The sequence below is a fragment of the Lewinella sp. IMCC34191 genome (assembly GCF_003390935.1).
In the GTDB taxonomy this organism is placed as follows: Bacteria; Bacteroidota; Bacteroidia; order Chitinophagales; family Saprospiraceae; genus Neolewinella.
On record NZ_QNQZ01000002.1, the window covers coordinates 50,676 to 76,889 of the forward strand.

A 26,214-nucleotide genomic window follows, 5' to 3' on the forward strand; every position below is an offset into this window, starting at 1 on the left:
AAGTTAGCCGCGCCCCTTCCAACCCACTTTGACGCCGAATAGCGCCGCCGTCCCGACGCTGACCAGATACAGCGGGTAGATCAACTGTGCCAGCGGGTACCAGCGCATCAGTTCGCCACGGCCATAGCGATGACACACGGACCGCAACAGCCGCCTATCAATGGCCGCTTTCACGAGCCAACTGCACACCCCTACGAGTGCAAACCTATAGTCAAACATGCCCAGTAGAAGGCTCGCCAGAATCCCGGCGGAGGTGCAAAAGGCGAGGGCCTGCGCGAAGGTCAGGGCCGGACTGGCGTACGCTCCTGCCTTACCGGCCCAGCGCAGCCGCTGTCGCCAGAGAGCTCGCCACCCTACGACTGGCAGGGTACGCACTACTGCCTCCCGATCGCCGGCGTAGCGGATCCGCAAACCGGAAACGGCCGCAAATTTGTGGAGCAATAACACGTCGTCACCGGAGGGCAGGTGATCGACACCCCGGTAGCCACCCACCCGTTCGAACGCCCCTTTCCGAAACGAGAAATTCGCACCGTTGGCCAGGGCAGGATGGCCACTGCGTAGGCTGGCCGCCGTGAACAGCTGGTAGGCAGCCATATCCAGTGCCTGGAATGCCGAACAGAAGTCCGTAACGGGAGAAATCAGAACGGGGCCCAATACGACGTCTGCTCCGCGGCGGTAAACATGACCGATTTGCCGGAGCATGCCCGGCCGTAGAATGCAATCGGCATCCGTGGTCACGATAACCTCGCAGTCCGTGTGGTCGATCGCTAACGTAAGCGCGTTTTTTTTATGGGCGGCGGTGCGCAGGTATTCAGGGTAATTGCAAAGCCGGAGCGTACGCAATTCGATCCCATTCGGAACAATGGCTGCTCCGCCACCGTCGGTCGAGTGGTCGTCTATCAGGATAATTTCGTATGCCCCTGGATAATCCTGAGCGTAAAGGCTGCTGAGCAAGGCCGGTAGATTATGCGCTTCGTTCCGGAATGGAACGACAATAGCGATAGATGGGTAAGCATCCTGGACGGCAGGAGAATGATCCGCCGGTCGACACCACTGGTACAGGTTATAGCGTTGCCAGCCGGCGTAGACGAGGGCAAGGAATAGCGGAGCACCGAGAAACCACTCCAAACTTACTTAAAGTACTGGTCGTAGTCGTCGTTATCTTTCCTCCGTACCGGCGGCGGGGGCGGGGGGGGCAATTCCTGGTATTCGGTGTCAATGTCTACCGGCTCCTCGGGAAGTTCTTCATAATCTACCCACTGTCCGTTGCGGCGTACGTCCGCTTCCTGTCTAGCCTCCTTGACCTTCTTCTTGAAAAGTGCCATACCAAGGAAATACAGGAACACGAATGGATAAAAGGCTACGGTAGCCACCGTACCGATCAAGCCGTACACGGCGTTCCGTTCGAACAGGCGCTTCAATCCCTTGAAGTATCCGAGCACCACCCGGTAGTCAATGATGAGCGCGGCAATAAGGATCAACCAACTGTAACGATAGAGCAGCGAGATGAACCAGCCGACGATCGAAAACAAGACGTAGAGGACCGCCACGAAGATGACGATACCGATAATGGTTCCGACCGGGGAGCGATCAAATGGAGAGCGGAAAGTTGCCATGCCTGGTAAACGGTGCATTAGCACGCCCGGTTGGGTCACTGCGTCACCGGGGGGGTCTTTTTCGCCGGAGCGACTCCTGCTTTCGACGAATTGCCCTAAAAAGCGGCTACTATGGCAGCGTCCCGTCCCAACGCGAATGGACCTTCCCCCTACGGCACGGCAATTATCCCGTAAATTTGCTTTATGAATCGGTTTCTTTTCTTCCTCATCCTCGCTACGGCCGGACTGTCCGCGCAGACCACGGTATCCCTCACCGCCGATCTAAAGGGGTGCGCCACTCCCCCCAAGCTATTTGCCTTCACGGGCTTCGGTTTCGTCCCCATTCGCGATCTCAGCCAATCGGACGATGAAACCTACACGACGTCTTTGGAACTCGAGGAGCCCGTCTTCCGCTACCTCGGCGTGACCCCGCAGGATGTCCGTCCGATCATCCTCGGCGGTACGCAACCCATTCAGGTAACCGGAAAATGCGGATCGTTACGGAACGCCGTCGTACAGAACAGTCCGGTGAACGATGCTTACGACCGCCTGAAGAAGCGCTTCGACTCGTTTCAGGAGCGATACCAGACACTGCAACAGGATATCGAAGTCATCCGCGACGCCCGCGTCAACGAAGAGGGGCGGAAAGCAATGGTCGAAATGGACCGCGAAAAGGCAGCCCTGGTGAAAGAGCTCAAGGCCAGTCATCCGATCCTGGGCAGGATCGCCAGCCTCAATACCTACGAAAGTTACTACAGCGCTCCTCAGGGAAGCTACCCTTCCCAACTCGAGCACTATCTAGACACCTACTTCCAATTTGTCGATTACTCGGACCCAGGTTACAACGATCTGGCATGGACCTATGAGGGCTACCGCACCTATGTAAATCAGATCTTCCCCATCGTCCCGGTAGATAAACTGGCCGACCTGCTCCTCGATGAAACCCGCAAATGGCCCGCCGGAAGCCGCGCCCGCTTACTGGCCCGCAGTGGTGCCCTGGCCGCTATCCTCCCCCAACGCCACCAGGCGGTCATCCCCCTGGCTGACAGCATCGCCGCGGAATTTGCCGATCGCTACCCGGCCGCGGTGGAGACAATGAAACGGCAAACCGAGTCCATGAAGACGTTCATCATCGGTGCCGAAGCCCCCTCCTTCACCGCGGAAACGCCGGAAGGGGACTCCATCGATCTGGAAAGCCTGCGCGGACAGGTTGTCTTGCTCGACTTCTGGGCCAGCTGGTGCGGCCCCTGCCGCCGCGAAAACCCGAACGTGGTGCGGATGTACAATAAATTTAAGGACCGCGGATTCGAAATCCTCGGGGTAAGCCTCGACGACAAGCAGGATCGGTGGGAACAGGCCATCGCCGCCGACAAACTAGATTGGCTGCACGTGTCGGACCTGCAGGGTTGGCGAAGCGAATACGGTCGGCTGTACGGAGTGACCAGCATTCCCCAGACCGTGCTACTGGACCGCGACGGCCACATTATTGCCCGGAATTTACGTGGGGCCGACTTAGAACGTAAGCTTGCGGAAGTATTGGGCGTTAATTAATGGTCAGCGGCCTGTACCCTAACTTTATCCCAATGAAAACATTCAAATCCCGGCTTCTCACCGTACTCGTCGTAGTATTGGTCACGGTCGGACTCGACCAGTGGACTAAATATTTAGCCACTGTTCATCTGCAGGGGGAACCCGATCAGTTTTTCCTGGGGGGAATCCTGCGACTTACCCACGTACACAATACAGGCGCTTTCTTGAGTATCGGTTCCGGACTGAACGACTTTTGGCGGCCGCTCTTGCTGAACCTCTTCCCCGCCCTGCTACTACTCGCGCTGCTGTATTACATCTTCCGGGAGAAACTCCTGAATGCATGGCAGGTAGTCGCCCTTTCACTGATTGTAGGTGGCGGGCTGAGCAACATCGTCGATCGCTTGCTCTACGGCCACGTTGTGGATATGCTCCACCTCAAAGCTTTCGGTTTACAGACCGGAATTTTCAACGTCGCGGATATGGCCATCATGGCCGGTATGTTCATCATGCTTCCGTTTGCCCTACGCCCCGAAAAAACGGAGCCGGTGGAGCCCGAAATGACGACGACTTATCAGCCGGAGCACCAGGACGAGGAGACGACCATCCGTTAATCGCTCCGTCCACCCCCTTCCAGAAAATCGACGTTCCGGCGTAGGCCACTGAATTTGGTCCGCTTCACCGCCGATTTTTGAAACACCTTGCGAAATACCTGCTCGGTCATTTCCGTCCATTCCCGTTTACCCATGCCCGCCAAATCCGGATGTGGTAGGAAGGCCGGTTCCGAGTGGGGCGTACTGAAGCGGTTCCACGGACACACCTCCTGGCAGATATCACAGCCAAAAGCCCAGCCGGCCATCCGCCCCCTGAACGCTTCGGGTATGGCCTCCTTCAGTTCGATGGTAAGGTAGCTGATGCATTTACTCCCGTCTACGATGTATCCCTGGGGGCTAATCGCATCGGTCGGGCAGGCATCGATGCACCGGGTGCAGGTACCGCAATAATCTTTGATAGCGGAATCCACCGCCGGATCCAGGTCACTGATAATCTCCGCGAGAAAGAAGTACGAACCCGCTTTGGGATTCAGTAGCAGGGTGTTCTTACCGACCCAGCCTACCCCAGCGCGTGCCGCCCAGTCTCTTTCCAGTACGGGCGCACTGTCGACGAAAACGCGCCCGTCGATGGAAGCTCCGATGTAATCCTCTAACCGAGTGGTAAGCTCCCGTAGTTTGCCCCTGACCACGCGGTGATAATCTTCTCCGTACGCGTAGCGCGCCAGCTTCGGAGCTTCCTGGCTGGGTAAATCATCTGCCGGGAAGTAGTTGTACAGCAGGGAGATGACGGAGCGTGCACCGGGAACCAGTTTGGTAGGATCTACCCGCTTATCGAAGTGATTTTCCATCCAGCGCATCGTCCCGTGGTTACCGGCGTTAAGCCAGGCTTCCAGTCGTCGCTCCTCGGGCTCCATCCGCTCGGCCCGCGCGATTCCGACGTAAGGGAACCCCAGGTCGTAGGCGGATTGCTTGATGTGGTTTGCCAGTGCGGTAGGATCCATAGAAAACGGAACGGCCGCCCCGGTAATCCGGAGCGGCCGTTAAGTTAAGCGCTGAAATATTTCTAGAAGTCGTTGATCGAGCGGCCGGTGAAGGACATCACGTTCCGGAAGCCAACGTAAGACTTGGTCGTATCCTGGTACTCAAACGTCCGGGTACCGTTCTGGAGGTAGAAGCTGATGTCTTTCCAGCTGCCTCCGCGGATAACTTTCCGCTTGTAGGAGACGGGGTCGTCGTCCTTGGCATTGTAGCGGATGTCCGGGTTGAAATCGTGGATGAAGCTGGTTCCGTTCTCCTGGAAAGCAGTGATGGTCCACTCGGATACGTTACCGGCCATGTTGTAGAGGCCGTAGTCGTTGGGGTAGTAGGCGTCGACCGGTACGGTGTAGGAACCGCCGTCGTCAGCGTAGTTGCCGCGGCCGGGCTTGAAGTTAGCCAGCAGACACCCCTTGCTGTTGCGAACGTAAGGGCCACCCCAGGGGTAGGGAGCGTGCTCTTTACCACCACGGGCGGCGTATTCGAATTCGTATTCGGTGGGCAGACGGAAGCTCTCGATGAGCGCTTCTTCGTTGTAGCTGTTCCAGAGGGTGGTCCGCCAGTGGCTAAAGGCGCGGGCCATGTGCCAGTCGATACCCACAACTGGGTAATTATCGTAAGCGGGGTGGCTGAAGTACACCCGGGCCATCGGCTCGTTGTAGGCGTAAGCGAAGTCACGTACCCAGACCAGGGTATCGGGATATACGTTTACGGTCTTCTCCGTTATGTAGTCGGTGATGCCCTGACCGTCGATGCCGCGGGGGCGGGCCATGGCGGCCTCGGTCCAGTCTACCTCGCTGTAGGTATACTCGTACAGGTTGGTGTTGATCTGTTTTTTACCGGCGAAGTAGTCTTCGAGGTAGAGCTCGGAGAGGGCTTCGTCGCTGTAGTCGAGGGGCAGTTCCCAGTCGATGTTGCCGTTCTCGTCGACGTCACCGAGGATGACGTGGGCGATGGAGTCGCGGACCCAGTCCATGAACTGCCGGTACTCGTTGTTGGAAATCTCCGTGTCGTCCATATAGAAACCGTTGATGGTCACGGCTTTAGGACGTTGAATGAAAGTTCCCGTGATATCCTCGTCACTGTTACCGACGTGGACGAACCCGGAAGGGATGTAGACCATGCCGTAGGGCTGAACGCCCTTCCAGGTAGGACGATCGAGCGATCCGACGAGTTCGCCGGTTTCTCGACTGCCGCCGCAGCTGGATAAAGTCAGTCCCAGGAGCAGGACGGCCAGAAGAGTATGTAATTGATTTTTCATGCGCAAAACCGGAATTTTCCTCGTTTTCAAAGGGCGGGGTGTATAGAAGGGGAACGTAGGGTAAAACATAGTTAGTATCACAAGTGCGGAACCGCAAGTAGATTTAACAGTTTGGGTTGCTGAATCTGCGGCAAGCCGACATTGATCATTGTTTGGTCCGTGGGTTAAAGATAATAGGCGGGGGCACACCGGCACCAATTCGCTGCCGGAGATTGTACTTTAGGGTCAATTCATGACTCCCGTCCTGAACTGTGCGCAGATCCGAGAGCGTAAGATCGTAGGCATAAGCCACCGATAGTTTGTCGCTCAGGTTCAGACCGGCCATCACTAGAATGGCATCCGTGGAGTTATTATTGTAACCGCGGTACGCTAAACCGCCAAAAATGTTTTCATCGTACTGCGCGATCAGGCCCGTAGTTACCTGGTGCTGAACGCCGTCGCTCATGGCTCCCACCAACGGACTGAGCTCCCAGGCCCGGAGAAAATCGAAGCGGGCACGCAGGTAGGCGTGGTACTGCCGCCCCAGCCGGTAATCCAATCCCGGAAAGGCGATGACGCTCTCGGTTACGTTTCTCGCGGATATTCCACCCTCCAATCGTTCCGACTGGTAGTAGATACCGGCGGCAAACGTCAGCGTGCCGGCCCCCTCGTTACCATTGGGCAAGAGGGCATCATTGTGCTCGATAAAGTTCGGCTCGGGATATTCCCCGTCGGGCGTGCGCAGCGCGGCGCCATTCAGGCTCATTTGGTAGTACCGCCCGGAAACGCCGACCGACCAGACGGAGGTGGACGTCACTAACTGATAGCTCCAAGTGGCCCCAAAGCGGTTCAGACTCCGGGCACCCAGCTCGTCCCGTTCCGCCTCTACTCCGAATCCGCTACTCAGAAAGTAAACGGGCAAGTGGGCGCTGACGCGCTGGCTGCTGGGTTGACCTTCCAGACCGGTCCACTGGGCTCGGTACGTACCCGTGATACTCAGACTGTTATCCAGGCCGGCATACGCGGGATTGAACTGCACCGGATCCAACCAGTACAAACTATAGTGACCAAGCTGCTGGGCATGCAGCATGCCACCCGCCAGGAGCAACAGCAAAAAAAAGAGGTAACGGCGGGTCATGTATTTCTAGTTCAGCAGTTTACGGACGGCCTCTTCCGTATCAACCGGTAATCGGCACGTCCGGTTTTCGCAGAGAAAGTAACGTAGTTGCGAAAGGTAGCGGTTTTGTAACATTGGCACCCCTTCCCGGGCTTCCTCGGCGGCGACGATCAACAATCCGGGTCGGTATTCCGACAAGAATTCGCGTGCCGCGGCCTTGGCATCGTCTCCGGTGATGACCAGTTCCCGCTCCGGTTGCCGCATGAGTAAGTAGGTTTGCCCCCAGCCCGCAAAGCTGGTCGGGTAGCGCCGAATCGCGCCCCGTATCGCGGACAGCATCCGTTGCGCGCGGTCGCTATAGGTGGATTCTTCGGTAAGCCTCCCCAGGCGATAGAGATTCGCCGCCATCTGGGAATTGCCGCTGGGCAGCGCATTATCGTAGAAATCCTTCGTAGCAACCGGTAATTCACTCCCCTCGGGCCGGCGCAGGTAAAACATCAGGTTTGCCTCGTCTGAAAATTCCTGCAGTACGATGTCCACGTGCCGGCGGGCGTCGATCAGCGCATAGTCCAGTTCAAAGGTGACCTCACTCAAGTCCAAAGCCGCCTCCGCTATGGCGGCATGGTCGTCCAGAAACGCCGGTGCGCCAAGACGACCATTCGTCAGGCTTCGGTGCCATTTGCCGTCGTGCAGCAGGCTTTTGACGAGGTCGCGGTACAGTTTCGTTGCTAGCTGCAGGTAATCTTTGTGTCCGGTGGCGCGGTAGCACCAGGTCCACGCGGAGACGAGTAAGGCATTCCACTGCAGAATCAGCTTATCGTCGGCTCCGGGCGGAATTCGCTGGCGCCGCACTTCCGCCAACGTACGCCTCGCATCGGCTATCTTGGCCACGGCAACGTCCGTAGGCATGTCCGTGACGGCGGGCAGTGGGCCGGGCCGGTACGGGATGTTCGTATGCTCTTCCTCCCAGTTCCCTTGCGCCGTGATCCCAAAAAAGTCGGCCACGAGCTCAACGGTTTCCGGGGGAAACAGCGCTTCCAGCTCTTCATAATCCCAAACGTAGTACTTCCCTTCGACCCCTTCGCTGTCGGCATCCAGTGCGGCACGGTAACCTCCATCGGAAAGGGCCATTTCGGCCTTTAGCCAGTCGGTCGTCTCCGCGATAGCCTGTAAGTAGCGGGGGTCGGGCGTAACCATTTGCAGCTTCGCCAGCAAGCGCAGTAGCAGCGCGTTGTCGTAGAGCATTTTCTCAAAGTGGGGAACCCGCCAGTTCGCATCAACGGTGTACCGACTGAAGCCTCCACCAATTTGATCGTAAATACCCCCGCCAAGCATGGCTCGCATGGCGTGCCCCGCACTGTAAATATCATGGTTGTTACCGGTGATGAGGCCGTTGGTCAGGAAGAGTTCCAAAGCCTGGCTCTGGGGAAATTTGGGAGCTCCTCCAAACCCACCGCGGGCCGCATCGTAGCCGGCGCGCAGCTGCTCCATCATACCCTCGTCCTCCTCCGCTTCCGATTCACCTTCTATCTGAAGCAGCCGATCCGCTCCCGACCGGAGATTGGTGACCAGTTGCTCGGCCTGGGCAATCACCTGGTCCCGCTCCTCGGCGTACGTACGGCTGAGGTATTCGAGCAGTTCGGTCCAGGAGGGTCGATTGTACTTCCGTTCGGGCGGGTAGTAGGTGCCGGCGTAGAAGGGCCGACCGTCCGGTAGTAAAAAGGCGTTTAGCGGCCACCCACCGCCACCCGTAATCGCCTGGCAGGCATCCATATACACCTGGTCTACGTCCGGCCTTTCCTCCCGGTCCACCTTGATGCATACAAAGTGGTCGTTCATAAAGGCGGCCGTCGCCTCGTTTTCGAAGCTTTCCCGCTCCATGACGTGGCACCAGTGGCAGGTGGAGTAGCCGATGCTCACCAGGATGGGCTTGTCTTCCCTTTCGGCACGGGAAAGTGCCTCTTCGCCCCAGGGGTACCAATCGACGGGATTGTGGGCGTGCTGTAGCAGGTAAGGGCTTGTTTCGTGCTGTAATCGATTAGCGATAGTCGGGGACTTTTACGTAGAAGGCTCCAGGCTGGAAGGAGTTTAGGCGGCACGGTGGAAACGTTATGGAATGTCCGGGCGGCACTCCCCGGGTATAACTGGCCGTTTCTACCTCCCCTTTCGTATTTGACATTTGAATCCGCTTAATATGAGCTTATCTACGCTAATTCGCGGCCTCGCGTCCGTCCTATTCCTATTTCTATTTGCCTGTAACGAGGATGCCGCCAACCTACCCCGGCTCCAGGTGCGCCTGACCGACTCCCCCGCCGACTACGAAAAGGTCATCGTGGACGTCGTCGGCGTCGAAGTCCGCATCGCAGATGGAGACTTCGTAGCGATGGATGAAAACATCGGAGGCAGCTACGACCTGCTGGAACTGACTAATGGTATCGATACGCTGATCGCTAATAGCGCGCTCCCCGCCGGCGAGCTGACCGAGGTACGCCTGATACTAGGTGACGAAAACTTCGTGCAGATCGATAGCCAACTCATTGCCCTGAGCACGCCCAGCGCCCAACAGTCCGGATTGAAAATTAAGCTGGAGGACGCAACGCTCGAGCCCGACCACAGCTACCTCATGATCTTGGACTTCGATGCCGGACGCAGCGTCGTCGAAGCGGGCGGCAGCGGCAAATACAACCTCAAACCGGTCATCCGTGCCAGCCTGCGGGAGATCGCCGACCAGCAAACCGGCCGCATCGGGGGTCTACTATCCCCGGCGGACCGCCAGTGGGTCTTTGCCTACCAAGCTGCCGGTGATACGCTGGGAACCTACGCGGATTCTACCGGTGCCTTTCTCCTAATGGACGTACCGGCCGGTGCTTACACCGTCGAGGTCGTTCCTTCCGATAGTACGGCCTTCACCAATAAAGTGGTGAAAAATGTAATGGTCGCCGATGGTGCACTCACCCACCTCGGAACGCTTGATCTGGATTAATTAGGACTCCGGTCAGCATGAAGGGAGAAAATCTGGCTCCGAGCGGTAGTTGTCCGCCCATCAGTGTAATTTGCCGCTATCGTGCAGCAAATCCCTTCCGACCGATTGTCTATTTCCGAGTTGCCCGAATTGCCTTTCCGGCTGGCCAGTCTACTGTGTTTCCTGTTCCTGTTTCCGCGGGTCGGGTCGAGTCAGGCCGAATACGCGGGGACCGTACGGGACAGCATCAACCGGGAGCCTATTCCCTTCGCCACGGTGTACTTCGACGGGACGACTATCGGAACAACCACGAACGAAGACGGTAGCTTCAGCTTATCCCTATCAACCGTCCGGTTACCGGCAACGGTAGTTGTCACCCACCTCAATTATCAACTGGCCACCCGCAAGGTGGAGCAAGCGGGCCAGGGAGGCAACTGGTTACTGGCACCCGCCCGTAACGAAATGGCCGCCGTGGAAGTCGGGGATCGCAATAATCGCGAGAAGAACATAGCCGAGTTTAGCGAACGATTCCTGGGAACCGACGAGTGGAGCCAGGGCGCAACACTGCTTCACCCGGACCGGCTCCGATTTGATCGAAATTACGAGGTGGACACCCTACACAACGCCGATGTACTCGTGCAGCGATACGGGCTACCCGACGATCTGAGAAAAGTGGAATGGTCCATTGATGGGAAGTCGCTGACCTTCGAGCAGGCAACGGATCTGCAGGCACAGAGCAACGGATCGCTGCAGGTCGATGTCCCCGCATTGGGGTACCGGGTATCCGTTGACCTACAGCGGTTCACGGTCGATTACCGTGCCGGAAGCACCTATGGCCTCGGCAGTTATTATTTCGAGCCGTACGAAGGCCCGGACGGACGGGCCCGTAAAAAACACCGACGTAACCGCCAGCGGGTGTACTACTTTTCCGGACAGCACTTTCTCCGGGCGCTCTTTGAGGATGATCTCGACCGCCAGGGTTTTGCTACTTATGAGATGATCGACGGCAACGCCCGACCGATAGACTTACGCCCCTATCTGAGTCATGCCTCGGATGGAGAAATGACCATTGCGGGGCTGCAGGATCGTCCCATCACCATACTCTACTTTCACGACCGCCGGGGGCAACCCCTGCCACCCGACCGCCGCAAACGGGCGGCGTATACCAGTTCGGTCATGGTAGTTGGTGGCCCCGAAGCTACGTTCCGAGCCGATGGAACGTTGGGCGACAGCCCGATCGGCTTCGGCGGTGCCATGGGTGCCAGCCAGGTCACCCGAATGCTACCCAGCGACTATTCGCCTTCGGATGCGGACTGACTATCCCCGGGTTCGACGATAGTCCGGTCAGCTGCACCACGACGCGGAACACTTCCGTCCGGTAGTGCCCAGGGTCGGATAGGCTCCCACGGCATCGTGTGCAAACGGCTGACCGTCAGCGAGCGGGCATCCCGGTAGGCCGGCATTCCGATAACCACCTGCTGCTGCGGTAATTCCCAGCGGTGGGTGCCGTGCAGGCGGTCCCAGAAAGGGAAAACTACGCCGAAATTGCTGTTGAATTCCTCTTCCACGATGCTGTGGTGAATACCGTGCGCCCGGGGAGTGATAAGACCCAGCGCCAGCATCTTTTCTACCCGCTTCGGCAGGCGTACATTACTGTGGTGGAAGGCGGTACACCCTTCGAAGACGGCTTCGTACTCCAGCACCAGCCGGGGATCCGCGCCGATCAGGGCGATCATGCCACCCCGGTAGAGGATGGAAAAAACCTGTTCCCCCAGGTGGAACCGAAAGCCGGTGGTGACATCCATATCCATGTCGGAATGGTGTACCCGGTGCAGCCGGAACAGCAGCGGCACATTATGGGTGAGCACGTGCCAGAAATAATTCGTGTAATCCAGCAGCAAAAAACCCAGCACGTAGCGGGCCGGACGGGGAAGGCCCAGCCAGTGGACCAGCCCGAAGCGACGGCGTGACGCGACCGTACCCGCCCAGATCATGACGGGCAGCAGCGCCGCGCGTACGACGGCGAATCCGCTGGCCGCGACAGCGGTATTAATGACCGACCGGCGGACTTTGGACTGGTGTTGCTCGCGGAGGACCAGCACTTCTTCCAGGAGGTACAGGCCCGCGACGAGGCCAGCTAACACCGGAAAGGCCTTGCGATCGAACCAGGGGAAGTAGAAGCGAAGTTTGGGCATGCTTCATCAAGCACTCCGCATGGTAAAAGGTTCTGCCCGGGGTGCACACTCCCTCTCCGGTGCGCGAAAACCTGAACTTGCTTTCCGGTTGTACTAGCAGGTCGTTCGAAATTTGCTTTGCTGCCGCTGACGTTCATTTTATCCTGCGCTCCGCCGCAAAAATACGATCAGAAGGCAGGCCGACAGTCTGATTAGGGAGTAGAAGGGGGACTGCTCACCTACTCCACGATTTCTTCCAGTATGGCATAGCGCAGATTCGTACTCGAAGCGTTCGCCGGGCGGGTACGCAGTACAAAATAATAGGGGCGGTGTTGCGCGTCAAGCGATGGGCCGGCGCGGCTAAGTCATCACAGGCTGGAAAGGAGAGCGTTTCGGTTGCGGTACGACCGGGGCGGGGCGAAATGTTGCTTTTACATTCCCACCGGATACGCTTGGCGTTCCTCGGATGTTACAATTTTTGCGACGGAGCGCAGGTAAGATGCCAATCAGACACGCATGGCTCTTTCATCCTGTCGACTCATGGAGACCCGTGGCTCCCGGGCGGGGCGACGGCTGCTACTACTGCTGCTGCGTCGACTGCCGCCGCGGCGACTGAGGGGCACGACCAGGCCGTAATAGCTATTGACGAGGTGGAGCACGATAAGCAACGGTGCGGCGACCGTCACCTCCTCCAGCGTAACCAAGCCAAAGTTGCAGGCTACGAAGGCGAGGGTACCCAGGATCGCCAATACCGCCGCCGGGTAGCGGAGCCAGGGGGCCGCGATTTCGTCGTTTAGATACAGGTGTCCGAGACCGCCGAGGAAGAGAATATTTCCGGAGACGAATATTTCGGTAGCCAGGCGACCGGCCAGAGAGGCGATTGGGAGGGATGTCTCCACGAAGCCCGCCAGAAGTACGGGGTAAGTGATAAGCAGGAGCACTTGACCGACCGAAATGATCGCCCAACTAAGGATACGGGTACGGGTGGCAAAGAATACGGCTCCCGCCGCGATCATGGCCATCAGGAGCCATTCTATCCGCCAATTTATGCTGTATATATCCCAGTTTTTCGTCACGTAGGCCAGACGTCCGCTAAGGTCACCGACGGGCATCCGACGGGCCATAATGAGGTGGACGACGATGGTCAAATTGATCAGTAGTGAGCCTACCGACCACAGCGCTCTTCCCAACTTCATGTTAGTGATTTGGAGGTGAAACTTTAAGGCAATGGGTCAGGCGACCGTACTAAACTCACCAGAAAATCAAAGTCGGGAGTTGCGATACAGTATGTCAAATAAACTAATATCCGGCCGAAATAGTATTCCGGCGGTGAAAACGGTGTCTAATTGACTATAACTAGACGGAGAATATAATGTTTTGGGGAACAACGAACGCCACCGCGGGGCCGGTGCTTTACCGGACCGTGACGGCTTCGTGGTACATCTCCGCCATCTTTTCGTTGATGGTTGCTGAATTACCCTTTGACAGGTTGATGGGACCGAGCGCGACGGCGACCTTGGGATAAGCGACGCCGAGGATGGTTCCCGAAGCGGCATCCATCAGGTAGTGGGCATAGACGTGATTGCCGCCCATCGGGGTAGGGCTCACGATGGAATAGGCGGCTTCCTCCTGCCGATTGAGGACGATTTGCGACCAATCTTCGTAGTCTACTACCTCCACCCGGTAGCCGTACAATTCCGTGAATTCGTCAACCGTCAGTTTCTTATCGATGAGCTCATCGAGGACGTACAGGGTCTTTGTCTTCAGCCGCCGACCGCGTTTGGCGATGGTGGCCTTCAGGTGGGCAACACCGGACTTCGGCGCCCGAGCGACGGTGGCACACATATCATTAAGAGCGGACACGGCAAAGTGGACGGCGGCCTCCGGCACCGTACCATCGTCGTCAGTAGGTAGGGCGAGGAAGGCCTTCATGTCCCGCTTCAGTCGCTTTCCGGAGCTTACGGTGAGGATCAGGCTCCGGCTGGAAGGACCGGGCACCCAGGTTTGCCGGGTTAACCCGCTCTGACCGAACTGATTTTGCAGCATACTGGTTTCGCTCGTCATATTGTCAAAGTAGAGGACCATGGTTCCATCGTCTTTGTTAGCGACTTCCAGGGCTTCCTCGTAGGGCATTTCACCGGAAAGGCGACCGACCCGCCAGAAGGTATCCACCGCGGTACGGAGGGCTTGATCGATCTGTTCGTCACCGGTCAGGCCCAGGATAATTTTGCTGCGGCGGATTTCGGTGATGGCTTTTTTTGAATTGGCCAACTGGGCCGTGAGGGGAAGGAGTAGCAGGACCAAAAGCCCCGTCAGGCAGGTGCGTGTCAAGGGGTGTTTGTTTTGCCAACAGGCAGTGGGGGAATGGCACGAATATAGATAGGGGAGCCACTTTCCGCGCATTTCGCTGACTGGACGGGGCATCGGTGTATAATCGTGATAACAAGCAATACGGTTTGCATTTGAATATCATTCACCGATATTCGATAACCGTGATTTGTGTACCCACCTAAATGTATCCGGATCGGCACTCCAAAGCACATCTTCCGGAATTGGTTAATTCTATACCTGAGAGAATAATTTTACTCTTTTTTAATTATTCCCGTGTTCTTCACTGCTTTATAATGCAGCTTTTCGCCCGATTTACAGCACATATGGGCAGCGGCGACTGAAGCCTTAATTTTGAATGATTAGAATTATGAAACTGTGATGTAGTCATTCGTTGTCCTAAGACCTTTGATTTCAATACGTATTGGGGGGCGGCTACGGGGTAAAACTCCCCGGGTAACCGCTACATACTCTACCTTTCACCATGCCGCTGCCTGAACTCAACTTTCGGTACTCCTGGCGCGCTTACCAGGCCCGGATCCTCGACCGGCTCGACCAGTACCGGGACGACCGCAAAATTCATGTCGTTGCCCCACCGGGAGCAGGAAAGACGGTGCTGGGGCTGGAAATCATGCGCCGGCTCAACGGACAGACCCTGGTGCTGGCCCCGAACCTGACCATCCGCGAGCAGTGGATCGAGCGTTTCCGGGCGGATTTCGGTGGCGACCCGGTCCATGTTTCCACCGACCTATACGCGCCGGCGGCCCTTACCGTGGTGACCTACCAGGCGCTGTGGGCTTACCATGAAAAGATCGGTACCGACGGGCTGGAATGGCTGGATACCCTGGTCGTGGACGAATGCCACCACCTGCGCCGGGAATGGTGGCGGGTGCTGGATGCAGTGGCCGGGCGCTACCGGCCCGAATTAGTAGCCCTGACCGCTACCCCACCCTACGACGTGAGCGGCATTGAATGGCGGCGCTACCACGGCTTCTGCGGCGAGATCGACGAAGAGATCAGCATCCCCGAACTGGTGGCGACCGGTGACCTTTGTCCCCACCAGGATTACCTCTACCCCATCCTGCCGCCACCCGGGGAAGGGCGCCTGCTTCGGGAATGGCAGGAGCGGAAAGGACAACTGCTGGAGCTGGCCTATACCCGATCGGAGCTGGCTTACCTGATTCGCGATCATCCCTGGCTTCAGGACCCGGAGGCGCACTATCCGGCCATCTTCGAGCAACCGGAATACTTTACCTCCCTGCTGAGCGTACTGCGCGCCCAGGGGAGTGAACCCCCGGCCCCCGCTTTGGGCGTGCTGCACGGGGAAGCCACCCTCGCCCCGGCGCTCGATGATTACTGGCTAAAGGTTTTCCTGGAGCGGGCCCTGCGGCAGGATGAATACTTCCTGGATGAGCACGCGAAGCCTTTGCTGCAGCCGTATCGCCGGGGCCTCTCCGGTATGGGGGCCTGGGACCGGGGTAAACTCCGCCTGGACGAACCCTTGCCGCCGGTAAGCGGGGCGGCGGCGGACGAATTGGAAAGTCCGCAGGCGCAATTGGATGCCGTGATCCACATCACGCAATTGGAGAGCGATGCGCTGCTGGACGACTTGCGTATGGTCATCCTGACCGACAACATTTACGAAGAGTTTCTACCGACGACCGAACACGACCGGCGGCCCCTGCTGAAGGTGGGCACGGTACCCGTCTTTGAGGCCCTTAGGCGACAGGAGGGGGCCTACTACCGGGACCAGCTCTGCGTGTTATCCGGATCGCTGGTCATCGTGCCCCGATCGGTAGAGCGACGGCTGCTAGAGATCGCGTACGATCGATTGCCGGACGAGACGGTCATCACCTCCCGGCCACTTTTCCCCGACTCCGAATACCTGGTCCTGGAGACGGCCAACGTAGCCAGCAAGCACATCGTAGGCTGGGTAACCCAACTTTTCGCGGAAGGGGGGATACACGTGATTGTGGGTACCAAATCGCTGCTGGGGGAGGGGTGGGATGCCCCGATCGTCAACACCCTCGTTCTGGCCAACCGGGTGGGTAGTTTCGTACTGAGTAATCAGATGCGCGGGCGCGCGATCCGAACGGTACGCGGCCAACCGAATAAAACGGCCAATATCTGGCACCCCGTGGTCGTGCATCCGGAGGTGAAACGCGGGGGGCCGGAAGTCGACCGGATTCGGCGGCGTTTCCGTGGTTTTGCCGGCCCGCGGCTGGTCGGAAAGCCGGCCATTCAGAACGGCCTGGAACGCTACAATATCCAGGTGAATAGACAACACGAAAGAACGGTTGAATCGGACACACTCAGCCTTCCGGTTGCAGCAAGCTTTTCCACCACTAACGCGGAATCGATGCTGGAGCTACGGGAGCTAAGCGAAAAGAGGGCGACCAACCGCGACGATCTGGCCCGGCGCTGGAACGATGCGCTGGCGGCAGGTACCCAGCTGGTGGAAACCATCCGCCCGCCCGCCGAGCGATACTACGAGACCAAGGATCCGCTTACCCTCCACTACCGGGAATCCATAGACCGGCACATCGAAGAACGCTACCGGATGGTACTGTTGCAAATGAAGGTGGCTTGCCTGGTGGGCCTGGTGGGTGCCCTGGCGGGTAGTGCGCTCGCCCTACCCTTTCTGCCCTGGACGCTCGCCATGATCGGCGGCGCGGGGGCCCTGTATTACATACCGCGGCTACTGCGCTTGCGCGAGGAGGCCCGCCCGCGGCTGGAGCGGAGCGACCGCAATCCGGCGTTTGCGGACGAGCTCGACCTCAGTGCTCACCTGGGTCATCCCCTGATATTTATCCTTCTGCTACTCCTAGGCGTAGGTTGGGAAGGTCCCTTGCTTTTTGTGGGCGTTTATTTCAGTTGGATGGTGGCCCAATCCGCCTTCCGCCCCGAGCTGAAGCGCAACGAAGCGGCGCGTCGTCATACGCTGCTGGCCGATACCCGGTCCAGACTTCTAACATACGGTCGGGCCCTGGCGGAGAGTCTGCACCGGGGTAACCACTTCCATACCGCTACACCGGACCGGCTGCGGCTGGAAGAGGAAGCGGGGGAGGAAATCGTATTCCTTTCCGATGCGGAGCACCACGACGGCCAGGTCTTTGCGGGGGCCCTGGGTGAGCTGATGTCGCCGGTGGATAATCCACGGTACCTACTCCGGATGAAACTGCCCGATGACTGGACGAAGGGAGAATACTACCTCGGCGTCCCCTCCGCGCTGGGCAACCGGAAAGATGCCGACGAACTGGCCCGGCTGCTTTCCGGCGTCGTGGAGCAGGAATTCGAGGCCATCTACACCCGGGAGCCGGCCGGTCGCCTGCACCTGCTCACGGCCCGGTTACAGGCCAGTAGTAAGGTCGCTTCCGAAGCGGCCCGCCGCGAACAACTCTGGCGATAGATGATCTGGATCGCACTGGCCGCTCTGCTGTTTATGCTTACCTCCCTCCGCATTGTCCGGCGGGCGGTACAGGAAGCTAATCGCCAACGCGTACTGACCTGGCCCCGGGCGGTGGCCAGTCTGGAGGCCGGCGAGGACAAGCTTGCCGGGTCGGATGCCAATCACCTGGGTGAAACGATCTTTTACGAGGCGGCCCTGGAACGACCTTACGTGTTTTATGCCAGGGGCAAGCGTTATACCGGTTCCCGGCTGGCACCCCGGCTGGATAAAATGAACGCCGACGAAGCGAAGATCTTCCTGAAGGGATTGTCCCAGCACCGCAAATACGAGGTTTATTTCAACCCGAACCGGCCGGAAGAGAGCTATCTCACCATTGGCAAACCAATCCTCGGGTACGGCAAGGTTTATTTGTTCCTCATCTATGGGCTGCTGTTTCCGGCGTGCCTGGCCTGGTTCGGTTCGGATAGCTTTCCCGAGGACCAGAAATTTACGATCCTATTCACGGTAGCCGCGGTAACTCTCGTGGTTATGCTCGTGGTATACTTTCTAGCGCAACCGGTCTTCGACCTCGGCAAATTGCTGCTGCCGGTGAAGCTGGAGGGCAAGAAACAAGCTGAAGAGGAAATCCTCAACGATGACAACCTGCTCAGAAGCCTGGAGGAACGTCCCCTGCCGCTGACCGATCCAGAGAAGTTGCCCCTAAAGCGTCCCCAGATAGATGATCCTATTTAATGGAATAGCGGCCGTCTTATTCCTGCTAAGTGCCATGTACGCCGTCAGGATCCTTGGCAGGGAGGTCAAGCACCAGCGAACCCTGGGGTGGCCACAAGCTCCGGCTAGGCTGTCCGACGGTCCCGACCGCTTACCGCTCCGGTACCGCAACATCTTTCAGAACGTAAGATACTACCGGGCCGAATTGGAACATCCGTATGTTTTCTACGCCAGGGGCGTGCGTTACACGGGTAACCGCTTGGCACCGGGCAAGCGCCAACTTTCGGAGTCCGACGCCTCGACCTTCCTAAAGGAGTTGGCTAAACATCGTCGCTACCGCGTGTACTTTAATCCAGATGATCCGACCGATAATTACCTGACTGCCGGGACGGAAGTCATGGCATATTTGGAAGTATTCATGCTGGCAACGGTCGGGATAGTGTTGCCGTACATCATTTCCTGTAGTCCCTTCTTTAGACAGAACCTGAGTGGGAGAGAAGTAATTATACTACTGCTGGTCGTACCCGTAATCACCGTGTTCTCTTACCACTCCGCGCGACCGCCGTTTCAGCTTGCCCAACGACTGAATCCCATGTCGGAATCGGATATCGGGAAAACTCGGCTCGAGCTTATGGACCGCCAACCGGTAATAGATAAGGCTTCAATCCTGCGCTCCGCCGCCAAAAAATCCTGAATGGCGGATGACGTCCGCTACCGTTAAGGGGGACGCCCGACCAACCACATTGGGCCGGAGGACGTTTGGAAACCAAATATCGATCCACCATGGGCGCAGACCTCCAAAGCAATACTTCCCTTTCCCCCGGCATTCAGGCGATGGTTCCGTTTTTGTACGCCGCTTGGTCGGACCGCCATTTGAGCGTCCACGAGATCGAATCGATCCGGGAGGAAGCAGCGGGATTGCCGTTCCTGTCAAGGGAGGATAAAATTCTGCTGCTAAAGTGGAGCGACCCCGCCCGGCCACCCGCGCGGGAGCGCTACCAGCAGTGGCTGAGCAGCGGCCGGGAAGCCGCCGGCGCCCTGCCCTCCGATCGCCCCGCCAGCCTCGCCGAACTCGGGAGTTGGCTTGGACTGGCCGCCGAGGAGGATCCGGACGCGCGCCGAACGTTCTGGCAGGAGCAACTCCCCGCCCTTACGCGGATCGAGCAAATGCTGGGCGGCGTAGAGGAGGATACCTACCGCTCGCTCTTTCCCCTGTACGACGAGCGGGAAAAACTGACGGAGGCGATCGCCGAATCAAGCATCGACCCGCGGGCGTTGCAGGCCATCCTGGAAGATGGGCACGAGGCCATCATCGAACGCACGAAGAAGATCCTGCTGCGCCCCTCCTTCGATCGCCCCACCCTGCGGATCAAGGAAGACTACCGCGAGCAGGTTTTACGATGGTGCAAGGAACTGGCGCAGGAGGGCATCGGTGCCCTCTCCTACCCCGAGGAGTACGGGGGACAAGACAGCATGTCGGACTACGCGGCGGCCTTCGAGACCATCGCTTACCATGACCTGAGCCTGGTAATCAAATTTGGCGTGCAGTTTGGGCTGTGGGGCGGCGCGGTCTACAACCTGGGCACCAAATACCACCACGACAAATACCTCTACGACACCGGCCAGTTGGATCTGCCCGGCTGCTTTGCCATGACGGAGACCGGCCACGGTAGTAATGTGCGGGGACTGGAAACCACCGCCGTTTACGATCCGGAAACGAAGGAACTGATTGTCCATTCCCCCAGCGTGGCGGCGGGTAAGGAGTACATCGGAAATGCCATGCACGCGCGGCTGGCGGCCGTCTTCTGCCAATTGATCGTGAACGGTAAGAGCCACGGCGTGCATGCGGTGGTGGTACCGGTGCGCGACGAGCAAGGGCTGGTGCTGCCCGGCATCCGGGTGGAGGATAACGGCTACAAAATGGGCCTGAACGGGGTGGACAACGGCAGGCTGTGGTTCGACCACGTGCGGGTACCGGTGGCCAACTTGCTGAATAAATACGGTGGCATTAATGAGGAAGGGGAATACGAGAGCCCGATCGAAAGTCCCGGTCGGCGCTTCTTCACCATGCTCGGCACGCTGGTGGGGGGCCGGGTATTCGTGCCGCGGGCGGGACTGAGCGCGGCCAAGTCAGCCCTGGCCATCGCGGTGCGCTACGGGCTGCGCCGCCGGCAGTTCCCCTCCGAGTCGATGCGCTCGGAAACCATCATCCTGAACTATCCGAACCAGCAGCGCCGCCTGATTCCGCTGGTGGCAAAGGCCTACGCTATCCAATTCGGCCTGGACCATTTGCTGGAGCGCTTCGTGAATCGCACCGAGGAGGATATGCGGGAGATCGAGGCCATGGCGGCGGGGATGAAATCCTACGCTACCTGGTTTACCACCGCCGCCATACAGGAATGCCGGGAGGCGACCGGGGGCAAGGGCTACCTGGCGGAGAACCGCATCGCCGACCTAAAGGCGGACACGGACATCTTCACCACCTTCGAGGGGGACAATACGGTGCTGATGCAGCTGCTGGCAAAGAGTCTGCTTACCGAATTCAAAAAGAACTTCTCGGAAGACGGCAACTTCGCGGTACTGAAATTCATCGGCCGGCGGGTCGGTACCATCGTGACCGAGCAGAACCCGATCGTGGTGCGGCAGACGGACCGCGAGCACCTGGAAAGCCGGGGCTTTTATCAATCCGCCTTCCATTTCCGCACCCGTCGACTGGTCAGCACCCTGGCCCAGCGGCTGCGCGCCTATATCAAGGATGGCAAGAGTGCCTATGAGGCCGGACTGCTGTGTCAGACCCACATGATCGCCGCGGCGGAGGCCTACGTCGAGCAGCTGACGCTGGATGCCTCCCTGGACCGGTTGGACGGGCTTTTAGGGGAAGGGGTAAAGGGGATAGGGGGTGAAGGGGAAAAGGGCGGTCATGCGGAAGTCGCTGACCTTTTGGAGAAGACGTTGCAACTTTACGCGGCCCATACGCTGGAACACCATGCCGCCTGGTACATGGAGAGCGGGTACATCAGCGGGCAGAAGAGCAAGGCCATCCGTAAGTGGGTGGATGTGCTCTGCGCCGAGCTGCGGCCGGAGGTGGGCGTGCTGGTGGATGGATTTGGTATACCGGATGAGTTGTTGGGAGCGCCGATCGCGCTTTAGGGAGGTGTAGCTGTCGGATGATGGTCCGATCGGAATTACCTTACGGCTGACTCCAAAAATGCTTAGCTTGATTCAGAAATTGGCCGTAATCCTTTGTTGTGTACTGATTGCGTCCTGCCAATCATTCCCCAATCGTATGCCCGGACAAGCTGCCCGCATTCATCCCTTTCGGTTACTTCCAGGTGAGGACTTGCGGGAAGGCATTCAGCGCTATACTGATGCTCACCAGATAGAGGCGGGATACATCATGACGTGCGTAGGAAGCCTTACCGACTGGCATCTACGGTTTGCTAACCAGCCGGAGGGTACGTCGGGTTCCGGTCACTTCGAGATCGTCAGTTTGGTAGGTACGGTGAGTACGCACGGCAGTCACTTACACCTCAGCGTGGCGGATAGTACCGGTGCTATGATCGGGGGACATCTCCTGGAGGGGAATAGGATATACACTACTGCGGAGATCGTAATCGGGGAATCACCTGATCACCGATTCTTACGGGAAGACGACGGCAGCACCGGGTACCGAGAACTTTCGATTAAGCCGCGGTGAGGGATTGCCGGGCTATTTCGTGACCTGGAGCATGGGTACTTTCCGTTCAGTGGACTTAAGCCGTACGCCGGCCGTTGCGAGTAATTGTTTACGCAATTCAATGACGGCGTCATCGCTGTCGAAACGCACGTTGGTGCAGCAGGCCGTATCGTCAACAAAGAATTTCTCCTGCCGATGGGTGTTCAGGAGTTCGGCCAGCGATTCGAGCGACAATTCGGTGGCCCCTACCTCGCTATTGTGTACGCTTTTTATGGTTCCCTCGAGACCAAGATCCTTCTCGCTTACCTGGCCAAACGCATCCGTGGGCTGGAGTAGATATCCGGCCGTAGCTACCGGTATCTCCCGGGCCTGACCACCTACGAATTCTACCAGCTTCTGAACGGCAACTTTCTTCGCCTCTTCGGTGGTCAATTCCGGATAAACGTAATAGAAGTCGATGCGGGGGTCGTCGTCCAGATTATACGTGACGGGCATGCCCGAGAGCTGTTCGAGCACGTAGCTGGCCGGGTAGCCCCGGTACTGCATCAGGTTATCGCCGGAGGCCGTACCCCGACTGTTCCTCGGTAGCGTCGATTCTTGAATATCGGGGACGCTCTGGCTCTCTTCCACCGGGGCGGGGTAGCTGCTGATTAGCAAGAAGAGAAGTGGAAGGGATAGAAGAACAGTTAGAATGCGGAGCATGCTGTGCTGGCGGTTAATGGGTTCAAGGGCGTTAGTCTTCCCCAAATTAATGAAAAGCTTCGATTCACCCCGGGGAGTTTGGGGCATTCCAGGTAAAATCGGACCATCAGCGGGATAATCAGGCCAGACAGAGCGTTTACAATCAAAATAAATGTATATACACGATTACGGAACCTTCGCCCACGCGAGCTGTTGGAATTACAAACAAGAAGTTTATGCTAGACCACCTACTATCCGAATACCAACTGGGCGATATCACCTTGAAAAATCGCATCGTTATGGCGCCCATGACCCGCTCGCGCGCCGAGGGCAATGTTCCGAATGACATGATGGCCACCTACTACGGCAACCGCGCCGAGGCCGGTCTGATCATCAGCGAAGGCACCTCACCGAGTTTCAATGGTTTGGGTTACCCCCGCATCCCCGGCAATTTTTCCGCCGAGCAGATGGAGGGATGGAAGAAAGTCACCCAGGCCGTCCACGACGGTGGCGGAAAGATTTTTATGCAGTTGATGCACTGCGGCCGCGTAAGTCACCCCGATAATTTACCGGAAGGCGGCCGCGTCCTGGCGCCCAGCGCGGTGGAAATGACCGACACAAAGATGTACGTCGACGGAAAAGGCCAACTGGACATTCCACTGGCGCAGGAAATGAGTATCGACGACATCACCTTCGCGGTTAAGGAATATGCTACCTCCGCTAAACTGGCCATCGATGCCGGATTCGACGGGGTGGAACTCCACGCGGCCAACGGTTACTTGCTGGAGCAGTTCCTGAATCCGCAGACCAACAAGCGCGACGATCAGTTCGGTGGTTCGGTCGAGGATCGTATCCGCTTCGTCCGCAACGTCACCGAAGCTACCGTGGCCGCCATTGGTGCCGACCGGGTCGGTATGCGGGTAAGCCCTTACGGTTACTTCAACGAAGTAGGACCCTTCGACAGCGTAGATGAGACCTACCTCCGTCTGGTCGAAATTCTGAATAAGACCGGTATCGTCTACCTGCACATGGTAGACCACGAAGCCATGGGCGCGCCGGCCGTCCCCGAAGCCATCAAAACGAAGCTCCGCGAAGCCTTCAAGCGTACCTTTATCCTCTCCGGAGGCTACGACGCCCACCGGGCTGAAATTGATATTCGCGCCAATAAGGGTGACCTCGTGGCATTCGGTCGTCCCTTCATTGCCAACCCCGACCTGGTGACACGGTTCCGGGAGAGTGCGGAATTGAATATCCCCGATACGGATACCTTTTACACCCCCGGTGTAGATGGGTACCTGACCTACCCTACGCTGGCCGAAACCGCCTAGCGGTCGCCATTTAATAAAATTTAAACCGCCGAACGCCAGATGTGCGTTCGGCGGTTTTTTCGTTACCGGTTGGCCTTGAACTTCTTAATTGAGCGCCCCAGGTCGTAAACGGGCACCCGGTCGCCAATCGTGCGGCGAAGGACGCTGGCTCCGATAGCGGACGCATAGCCGTCTCCACAGTGGACCACGACCGGACGATCCAGGGGGATCTCCGCAGCCCGATCGCGTATCTCCCAGTATGGGATGTTGATCGCTCCATAGAAGCGGGTATCCTCCTCGGCCGCCTCCGCTGAGCGTACGTCGACGATGGTATAATTCCCGACGTGGTTTTCTTTAAAATCCTTAGCATCGAGTGCTTTCGGGTGCACGGTGTCGCGGGCCTCGGCCCACATTCCCGCTCCGTGGATTTGGTGGTCGTACCCGATTTTGGCCACCGCCTGTGCGATGTCGAAGGTCTTTTCCTTATCGTCGATGATGACATAGAAAACCTCTCCGGGCTTCACGACGGAGCCGAGGGCCAGGGCAAAAGGTCCGTCGGATTGGATATTAATGGCCCCGGGCGGGTGGCCGGCGTTAAAATCATCCGAATGTCGCGTATCGATCAGCAGCACCTCCTCCCCGTCGAGCAGTAAATGTTGGGGCGAAGCGGGGCTCACCTCACCGGGGAGTTGAATCGCTTCCCTGCGCTCTTCTTCAGGTAGTAATTCGAAGAACGGCTTCATGGCCAGCGCCCAACTTTGGTAGCCGTCCGGATTCCGCTCCAGGCAACCCTTGACGTAGGCGGGCACAAAGGGATAGTCCTTAAGTACCCAGCTTTCGAAAGCACTTTCGTCCTTCTGATTAAAAACGGGGCTTTCGTTCTGCGCTTCGGTCAGGTTAAACTGGGCGTGGCGGCTGTTGGCCATTTTGCTGAAGTGGGCGTCTTCCCCGAAGCCGGCGTAGATAGTCGCCTTGGGGGCAAAGCCTCGGACCTTTTTATTAAGGGAGGTGTACATCTCCTGCACGTAGTTCTTCCGTCCGTGGAGTGGATTTTTGTCCGTCGGACGTGGAAGGGGGTACCCCACGCCGTCGTACAGTAAGGCCCCACCGGTAAAGATCCCGTGCACCGAACGGGAACTGTCGATGGCGAGAATGCAAATGCTGTCGGCGGTAAAGCCGGGCGTGGGCTGCGTCTGCAGGTGGCTGCCATCACCGAAGGCAAACATGGTGGCCCGACCGGCCTGAACGAACGCCCCCTCCCCGTGAAACCGGAAGGTAGTGGCGGCGATCAGCGTGGCGCGGGTCTTCTCCCGCAGCTCGGCCCACCCGCTGGCAAAACTGCCCGGCGTGTGGGTCAGTGCGATGCCGACCAGCCGAAGCTTGTGCTCATTGAGGTACTCAAGATATCGGTGAACGTTGCGGCTGGGGTCGATGGCAACGGCTTCTCCGTGCTCGCTGACGAGGTAAGAGTACTGGTCGTTAATTTCGTCGTGAAAACGCTGGATGGTCATGAAGGGGTTCTGTACTGTGTGTACTCCTCTAACCGCTTGCCGGGTCTACGATGTTTAGTAGCGTCGCGTGATCATGGGGCTATGCGCGCCGGGGCCGCCGGGGCGCTTGCGCAGTTCGTCGAGTCGGTCGCGGCACTGTTCGCAGGTAGCGAGGTGTTCGCTGATCTGCCGGTAGGCGGCCCGGTCCTCATCGCGGGTGACTCCGTTCCAATAATCGAGCAATTCTTCCTCGTCGGGATGCCGTAAACTGCCCATTACCTCACGTCCGATCCGGTAAATGATAGCCGCGGCAACGGCGGCAATTAAGTAGGTGCCCATAGTGGGGAAAACGATCCACGATCCGGAATTGTTGGTGAGCTCTTTCATCGCTCCGCAGGCCGGATTGGT

22 protein-coding genes are annotated in these 26,214 nt (G+C 58.1%); 10 read left to right on the forward strand and 12 right to left on the reverse strand.

Features of this window, described 5'->3' with window-relative positions:
* Window positions 1-3: 3 nt before the first annotated feature.
* Both DRW39_RS04825 and DRW39_RS04830 read right to left on the reverse strand, forming a co-directional pair.
* Window positions 4-1,128 (reverse strand): glycosyltransferase, encoded by a 1,125-nt coding sequence (locus tag DRW39_RS04825; RefSeq protein WP_116105883.1) that lies wholly within the window; start codon window positions 1,126-1,128, stop codon window positions 4-6.
* A 2-nt stretch (window positions 1,129-1,130) separates the two neighbouring features.
* Complete coding sequence (locus DRW39_RS04830) at window positions 1,131-1,616, reverse strand: hypothetical protein (RefSeq protein ID WP_116105884.1); 486 nt, start codon at window positions 1,614-1,616, stop codon at window positions 1,131-1,133.
* A 183-nt stretch (window positions 1,617-1,799) separates the two neighbouring features.
* Here DRW39_RS04830 and DRW39_RS04835 point away from each other — a divergent pair, with 183 nt between their 5' ends.
* Complete coding sequence (locus DRW39_RS04835; RefSeq protein ID WP_232830067.1) at window positions 1,800-3,146, forward strand: TlpA family protein disulfide reductase; 1,347 nt, start codon at window positions 1,800-1,802, stop codon at window positions 3,144-3,146.
* A 32-nt stretch (window positions 3,147-3,178) separates the two neighbouring features.
* A complete protein-coding gene (gene lspA / locus DRW39_RS04840; protein ID WP_157975931.1) occupies window positions 3,179-3,736 on the forward strand; it encodes a signal peptidase II in 558 nt (185 codons plus the stop codon).
* Here lspA and queG read toward each other — a convergent pair.
* The 4 genes from queG to DRW39_RS04860 form a co-directional block, all read right to left on the reverse strand.
* On the reverse strand, window positions 3,733-4,677 hold the full coding sequence (queG, locus tag DRW39_RS04845; protein ID WP_116105886.1) for a tRNA epoxyqueuosine(34) reductase QueG: 945 nt from the start codon (window positions 4,675-4,677) through the stop codon (window positions 3,733-3,735). The genes lspA and queG overlap by 4 nt on opposite strands.
* A 62-nt stretch (window positions 4,678-4,739) precedes the next feature.
* Window positions 4,740-5,972, reverse strand: coding sequence for an SUMF1/EgtB/PvdO family nonheme iron enzyme (locus DRW39_RS04850; protein ID WP_116105887.1), 1,233 nt, complete (start codon window positions 5,970-5,972; stop codon window positions 4,740-4,742).
* A gap of 145 nt (window positions 5,973-6,117) precedes the next feature.
* Entirely contained in the window at window positions 6,118-7,089 is a 972-nt protein-coding gene (locus DRW39_RS04855) for a PorP/SprF family type IX secretion system membrane protein (protein ID WP_116105888.1), read from the reverse strand.
* A 6-nt stretch (window positions 7,090-7,095) separates the two neighbouring features.
* Window positions 7,096-9,114: a thioredoxin domain-containing protein gene (locus DRW39_RS04860; RefSeq protein WP_116105889.1), complete on the reverse strand. Its 2,019-nt coding sequence runs from the start codon at window positions 9,112-9,114 to the stop codon at window positions 7,096-7,098.
* A 148-nt stretch (window positions 9,115-9,262) separates the two neighbouring features.
* On the opposite strand from DRW39_RS04860, the gene DRW39_RS04865 reads away from it, so the two are divergent.
* Entirely contained in the window at window positions 9,263-10,051 is a 789-nt protein-coding gene (locus DRW39_RS04865) for a DUF4382 domain-containing protein (RefSeq protein ID WP_116105890.1), read from the forward strand.
* Between the two features lie 81 nt (window positions 10,052-10,132).
* Window positions 10,133-11,347, forward strand: a complete 1,215-nt coding sequence (locus DRW39_RS04870; RefSeq protein ID WP_157975932.1) for a carboxypeptidase-like regulatory domain-containing protein — start codon at window positions 10,133-10,135, stop codon at window positions 11,345-11,347.
* Here the strand turns inward: DRW39_RS04870 and DRW39_RS04875 are convergent.
* The 3 genes from DRW39_RS04875 to DRW39_RS04885 all read right to left on the reverse strand — a co-directional run bounded on the left by DRW39_RS04875 (window position 11,323) and on the right by DRW39_RS04885 (window position 14,535).
* Entirely contained in the window at window positions 11,323-12,225 is a 903-nt protein-coding gene (locus tag DRW39_RS04875) for a sterol desaturase family protein (RefSeq protein WP_116105892.1), read from the reverse strand. The two genes, DRW39_RS04870 and DRW39_RS04875, sit on opposite strands and share 25 nt — an antisense overlap.
* A 485-nt stretch (window positions 12,226-12,710) precedes the next feature.
* Complete coding sequence (locus tag DRW39_RS04880) at window positions 12,711-13,400, reverse strand: hypothetical protein (RefSeq protein ID WP_116105893.1); 690 nt, start codon at window positions 13,398-13,400, stop codon at window positions 12,711-12,713.
* Window positions 13,401-13,617: 217 nt separating this feature from the next.
* Window positions 13,618-14,535, reverse strand: coding sequence for a hypothetical protein (locus tag DRW39_RS04885; RefSeq protein WP_157975933.1), 918 nt, complete (start codon window positions 14,533-14,535; stop codon window positions 13,618-13,620).
* 481 nt (window positions 14,536-15,016) lie between these two features.
* Between DRW39_RS04885 and DRW39_RS04890 the strand changes: the two genes are divergently transcribed.
* The 5 genes from DRW39_RS04890 (at window position 15,017) to DRW39_RS04910 (ending at window position 22,349) form a co-directional block, all read left to right on the forward strand.
* Window positions 15,017-17,941, forward strand: a complete 2,925-nt coding sequence (locus DRW39_RS04890) for a DEAD/DEAH box helicase family protein (protein ID WP_116105895.1) — start codon at window positions 15,017-15,019, stop codon at window positions 17,939-17,941.
* Window positions 17,942-18,673: a hypothetical protein gene (locus tag DRW39_RS04895; protein WP_116105896.1), complete on the forward strand. Its 732-nt coding sequence runs from the start codon at window positions 17,942-17,944 to the stop codon at window positions 18,671-18,673.
* Window positions 18,660-19,346 (forward strand): hypothetical protein, encoded by a 687-nt coding sequence (locus tag DRW39_RS04900; RefSeq protein WP_116105897.1) that lies wholly within the window; start codon window positions 18,660-18,662, stop codon window positions 19,344-19,346. The genes DRW39_RS04895 and DRW39_RS04900 overlap by 14 nt, the downstream gene beginning before the upstream one ends.
* An 89-nt stretch (window positions 19,347-19,435) precedes the next feature.
* Window positions 19,436-21,802, forward strand: coding sequence for an acyl-CoA dehydrogenase (locus tag DRW39_RS04905; protein WP_232830068.1), 2,367 nt, complete (start codon window positions 19,436-19,438; stop codon window positions 21,800-21,802).
* 136 nt (window positions 21,803-21,938) lie between these two features.
* Window positions 21,939-22,349 (forward strand): PPC domain-containing DNA-binding protein, encoded by a 411-nt coding sequence (locus DRW39_RS04910; RefSeq protein ID WP_116106349.1) that lies wholly within the window; start codon window positions 21,939-21,941, stop codon window positions 22,347-22,349.
* Window positions 22,350-22,361: 12 nt separating this feature from the next.
* On the opposite strand, the gene DRW39_RS04915 is transcribed toward DRW39_RS04910, so the two are convergent.
* Complete coding sequence (locus DRW39_RS04915) at window positions 22,362-23,030, reverse strand: hypothetical protein (protein WP_157975934.1); 669 nt, start codon at window positions 23,028-23,030, stop codon at window positions 22,362-22,364.
* A 215-nt stretch (window positions 23,031-23,245) separates the two neighbouring features.
* On the opposite strand from DRW39_RS04915, the gene DRW39_RS04920 reads away from it, so the two are divergent.
* Window positions 23,246-24,337, forward strand: coding sequence for an alkene reductase (locus DRW39_RS04920; protein ID WP_116105900.1), 1,092 nt, complete (start codon window positions 23,246-23,248; stop codon window positions 24,335-24,337).
* A 62-nt stretch (window positions 24,338-24,399) separates the two neighbouring features.
* Here DRW39_RS04920 and DRW39_RS04925 read toward each other — a convergent pair whose 3' ends face one another.
* Window positions 24,400-25,827, reverse strand: a complete 1,428-nt coding sequence (locus tag DRW39_RS04925) for a rhodanese-like domain-containing protein (RefSeq protein WP_116105901.1) — start codon at window positions 25,825-25,827, stop codon at window positions 24,400-24,402.
* A 54-nt stretch (window positions 25,828-25,881) separates the two neighbouring features.
* Window positions 25,882-26,193 carry a hypothetical protein gene (locus DRW39_RS04930; RefSeq protein WP_116105902.1) on the reverse strand — a complete coding sequence of 104 codons (312 nt, stop codon included), beginning with the start codon at window positions 26,191-26,193 and terminating at the stop codon, window positions 25,882-25,884.
* Window positions 26,194-26,214: the final 21 nt, after the last annotated feature.

Bases quoted from the DNA above. Each gene is read 5' to 3' on its own strand.
- DRW39_RS04830 (WP_116105884.1), bottom strand. From the start codon at position 1,616: ATGGCAACTTTCCGCTCTCCATTTGATCGCTCCCCGGTCGGAACCATT.
- DRW39_RS04835 (WP_232830067.1), top strand. From the start codon at position 1,800: ATGAATCGGTTTCTTTTCTTCCTCATCCTCGCTACGGCCGGACTGTCC.
- lspA (WP_157975931.1), top strand. From the start codon at position 3,179: ATGAAAACATTCAAATCCCGGCTTCTCACCGTACTCGTCGTAGTATTG.
- queG (WP_116105886.1), bottom strand. From the start codon at position 4,677: ATGGATCCTACCGCACTGGCAAACCACATCAAGCAATCCGCCTACGAC.
- DRW39_RS04850 (WP_116105887.1), bottom strand. From the start codon at position 5,972: ATGAAAAATCAATTACATACTCTTCTGGCCGTCCTGCTCCTGGGACTG.
- DRW39_RS04855 (WP_116105888.1), bottom strand. From the start codon at position 7,089: ATGACCCGCCGTTACCTCTTTTTTTTGCTGTTGCTCCTGGCGGGTGGC.
- DRW39_RS04865 (WP_116105890.1), top strand. From the start codon at position 9,263: ATGAGCTTATCTACGCTAATTCGCGGCCTCGCGTCCGTCCTATTCCTA.
- DRW39_RS04875 (WP_116105892.1), bottom strand. From the start codon at position 12,225: ATGCCCAAACTTCGCTTCTACTTCCCCTGGTTCGATCGCAAGGCCTTT.
- DRW39_RS04880 (WP_116105893.1), bottom strand. From the start codon at position 13,400: ATGAAGTTGGGAAGAGCGCTGTGGTCGGTAGGCTCACTACTGATCAAT.
- DRW39_RS04890 (WP_116105895.1), top strand. From the start codon at position 15,017: ATGCCGCTGCCTGAACTCAACTTTCGGTACTCCTGGCGCGCTTACCAG.
- DRW39_RS04895 (WP_116105896.1), top strand. From the start codon at position 17,942: ATGATCTGGATCGCACTGGCCGCTCTGCTGTTTATGCTTACCTCCCTC.
- DRW39_RS04900 (WP_116105897.1), top strand. From the start codon at position 18,660: ATGATCCTATTTAATGGAATAGCGGCCGTCTTATTCCTGCTAAGTGCC.
- DRW39_RS04905 (WP_232830068.1), top strand. From the start codon at position 19,436: ATGGGCGCAGACCTCCAAAGCAATACTTCCCTTTCCCCCGGCATTCAG.
- DRW39_RS04910 (WP_116106349.1), top strand. From the start codon at position 21,939: ATGCCCGGACAAGCTGCCCGCATTCATCCCTTTCGGTTACTTCCAGGT.
- DRW39_RS04915 (WP_157975934.1), bottom strand. From the start codon at position 23,030: ATGCTCCGCATTCTAACTGTTCTTCTATCCCTTCCACTTCTCTTCTTG.
- DRW39_RS04920 (WP_116105900.1), top strand. From the start codon at position 23,246: ATGCTAGACCACCTACTATCCGAATACCAACTGGGCGATATCACCTTG.
- DRW39_RS04925 (WP_116105901.1), bottom strand. From the start codon at position 25,827: ATGACCATCCAGCGTTTTCACGACGAAATTAACGACCAGTACTCTTAC.
- DRW39_RS04930 (WP_116105902.1), bottom strand. From the start codon at position 26,193: ATGAAAGAGCTCACCAACAATTCCGGATCGTGGATCGTTTTCCCCACT.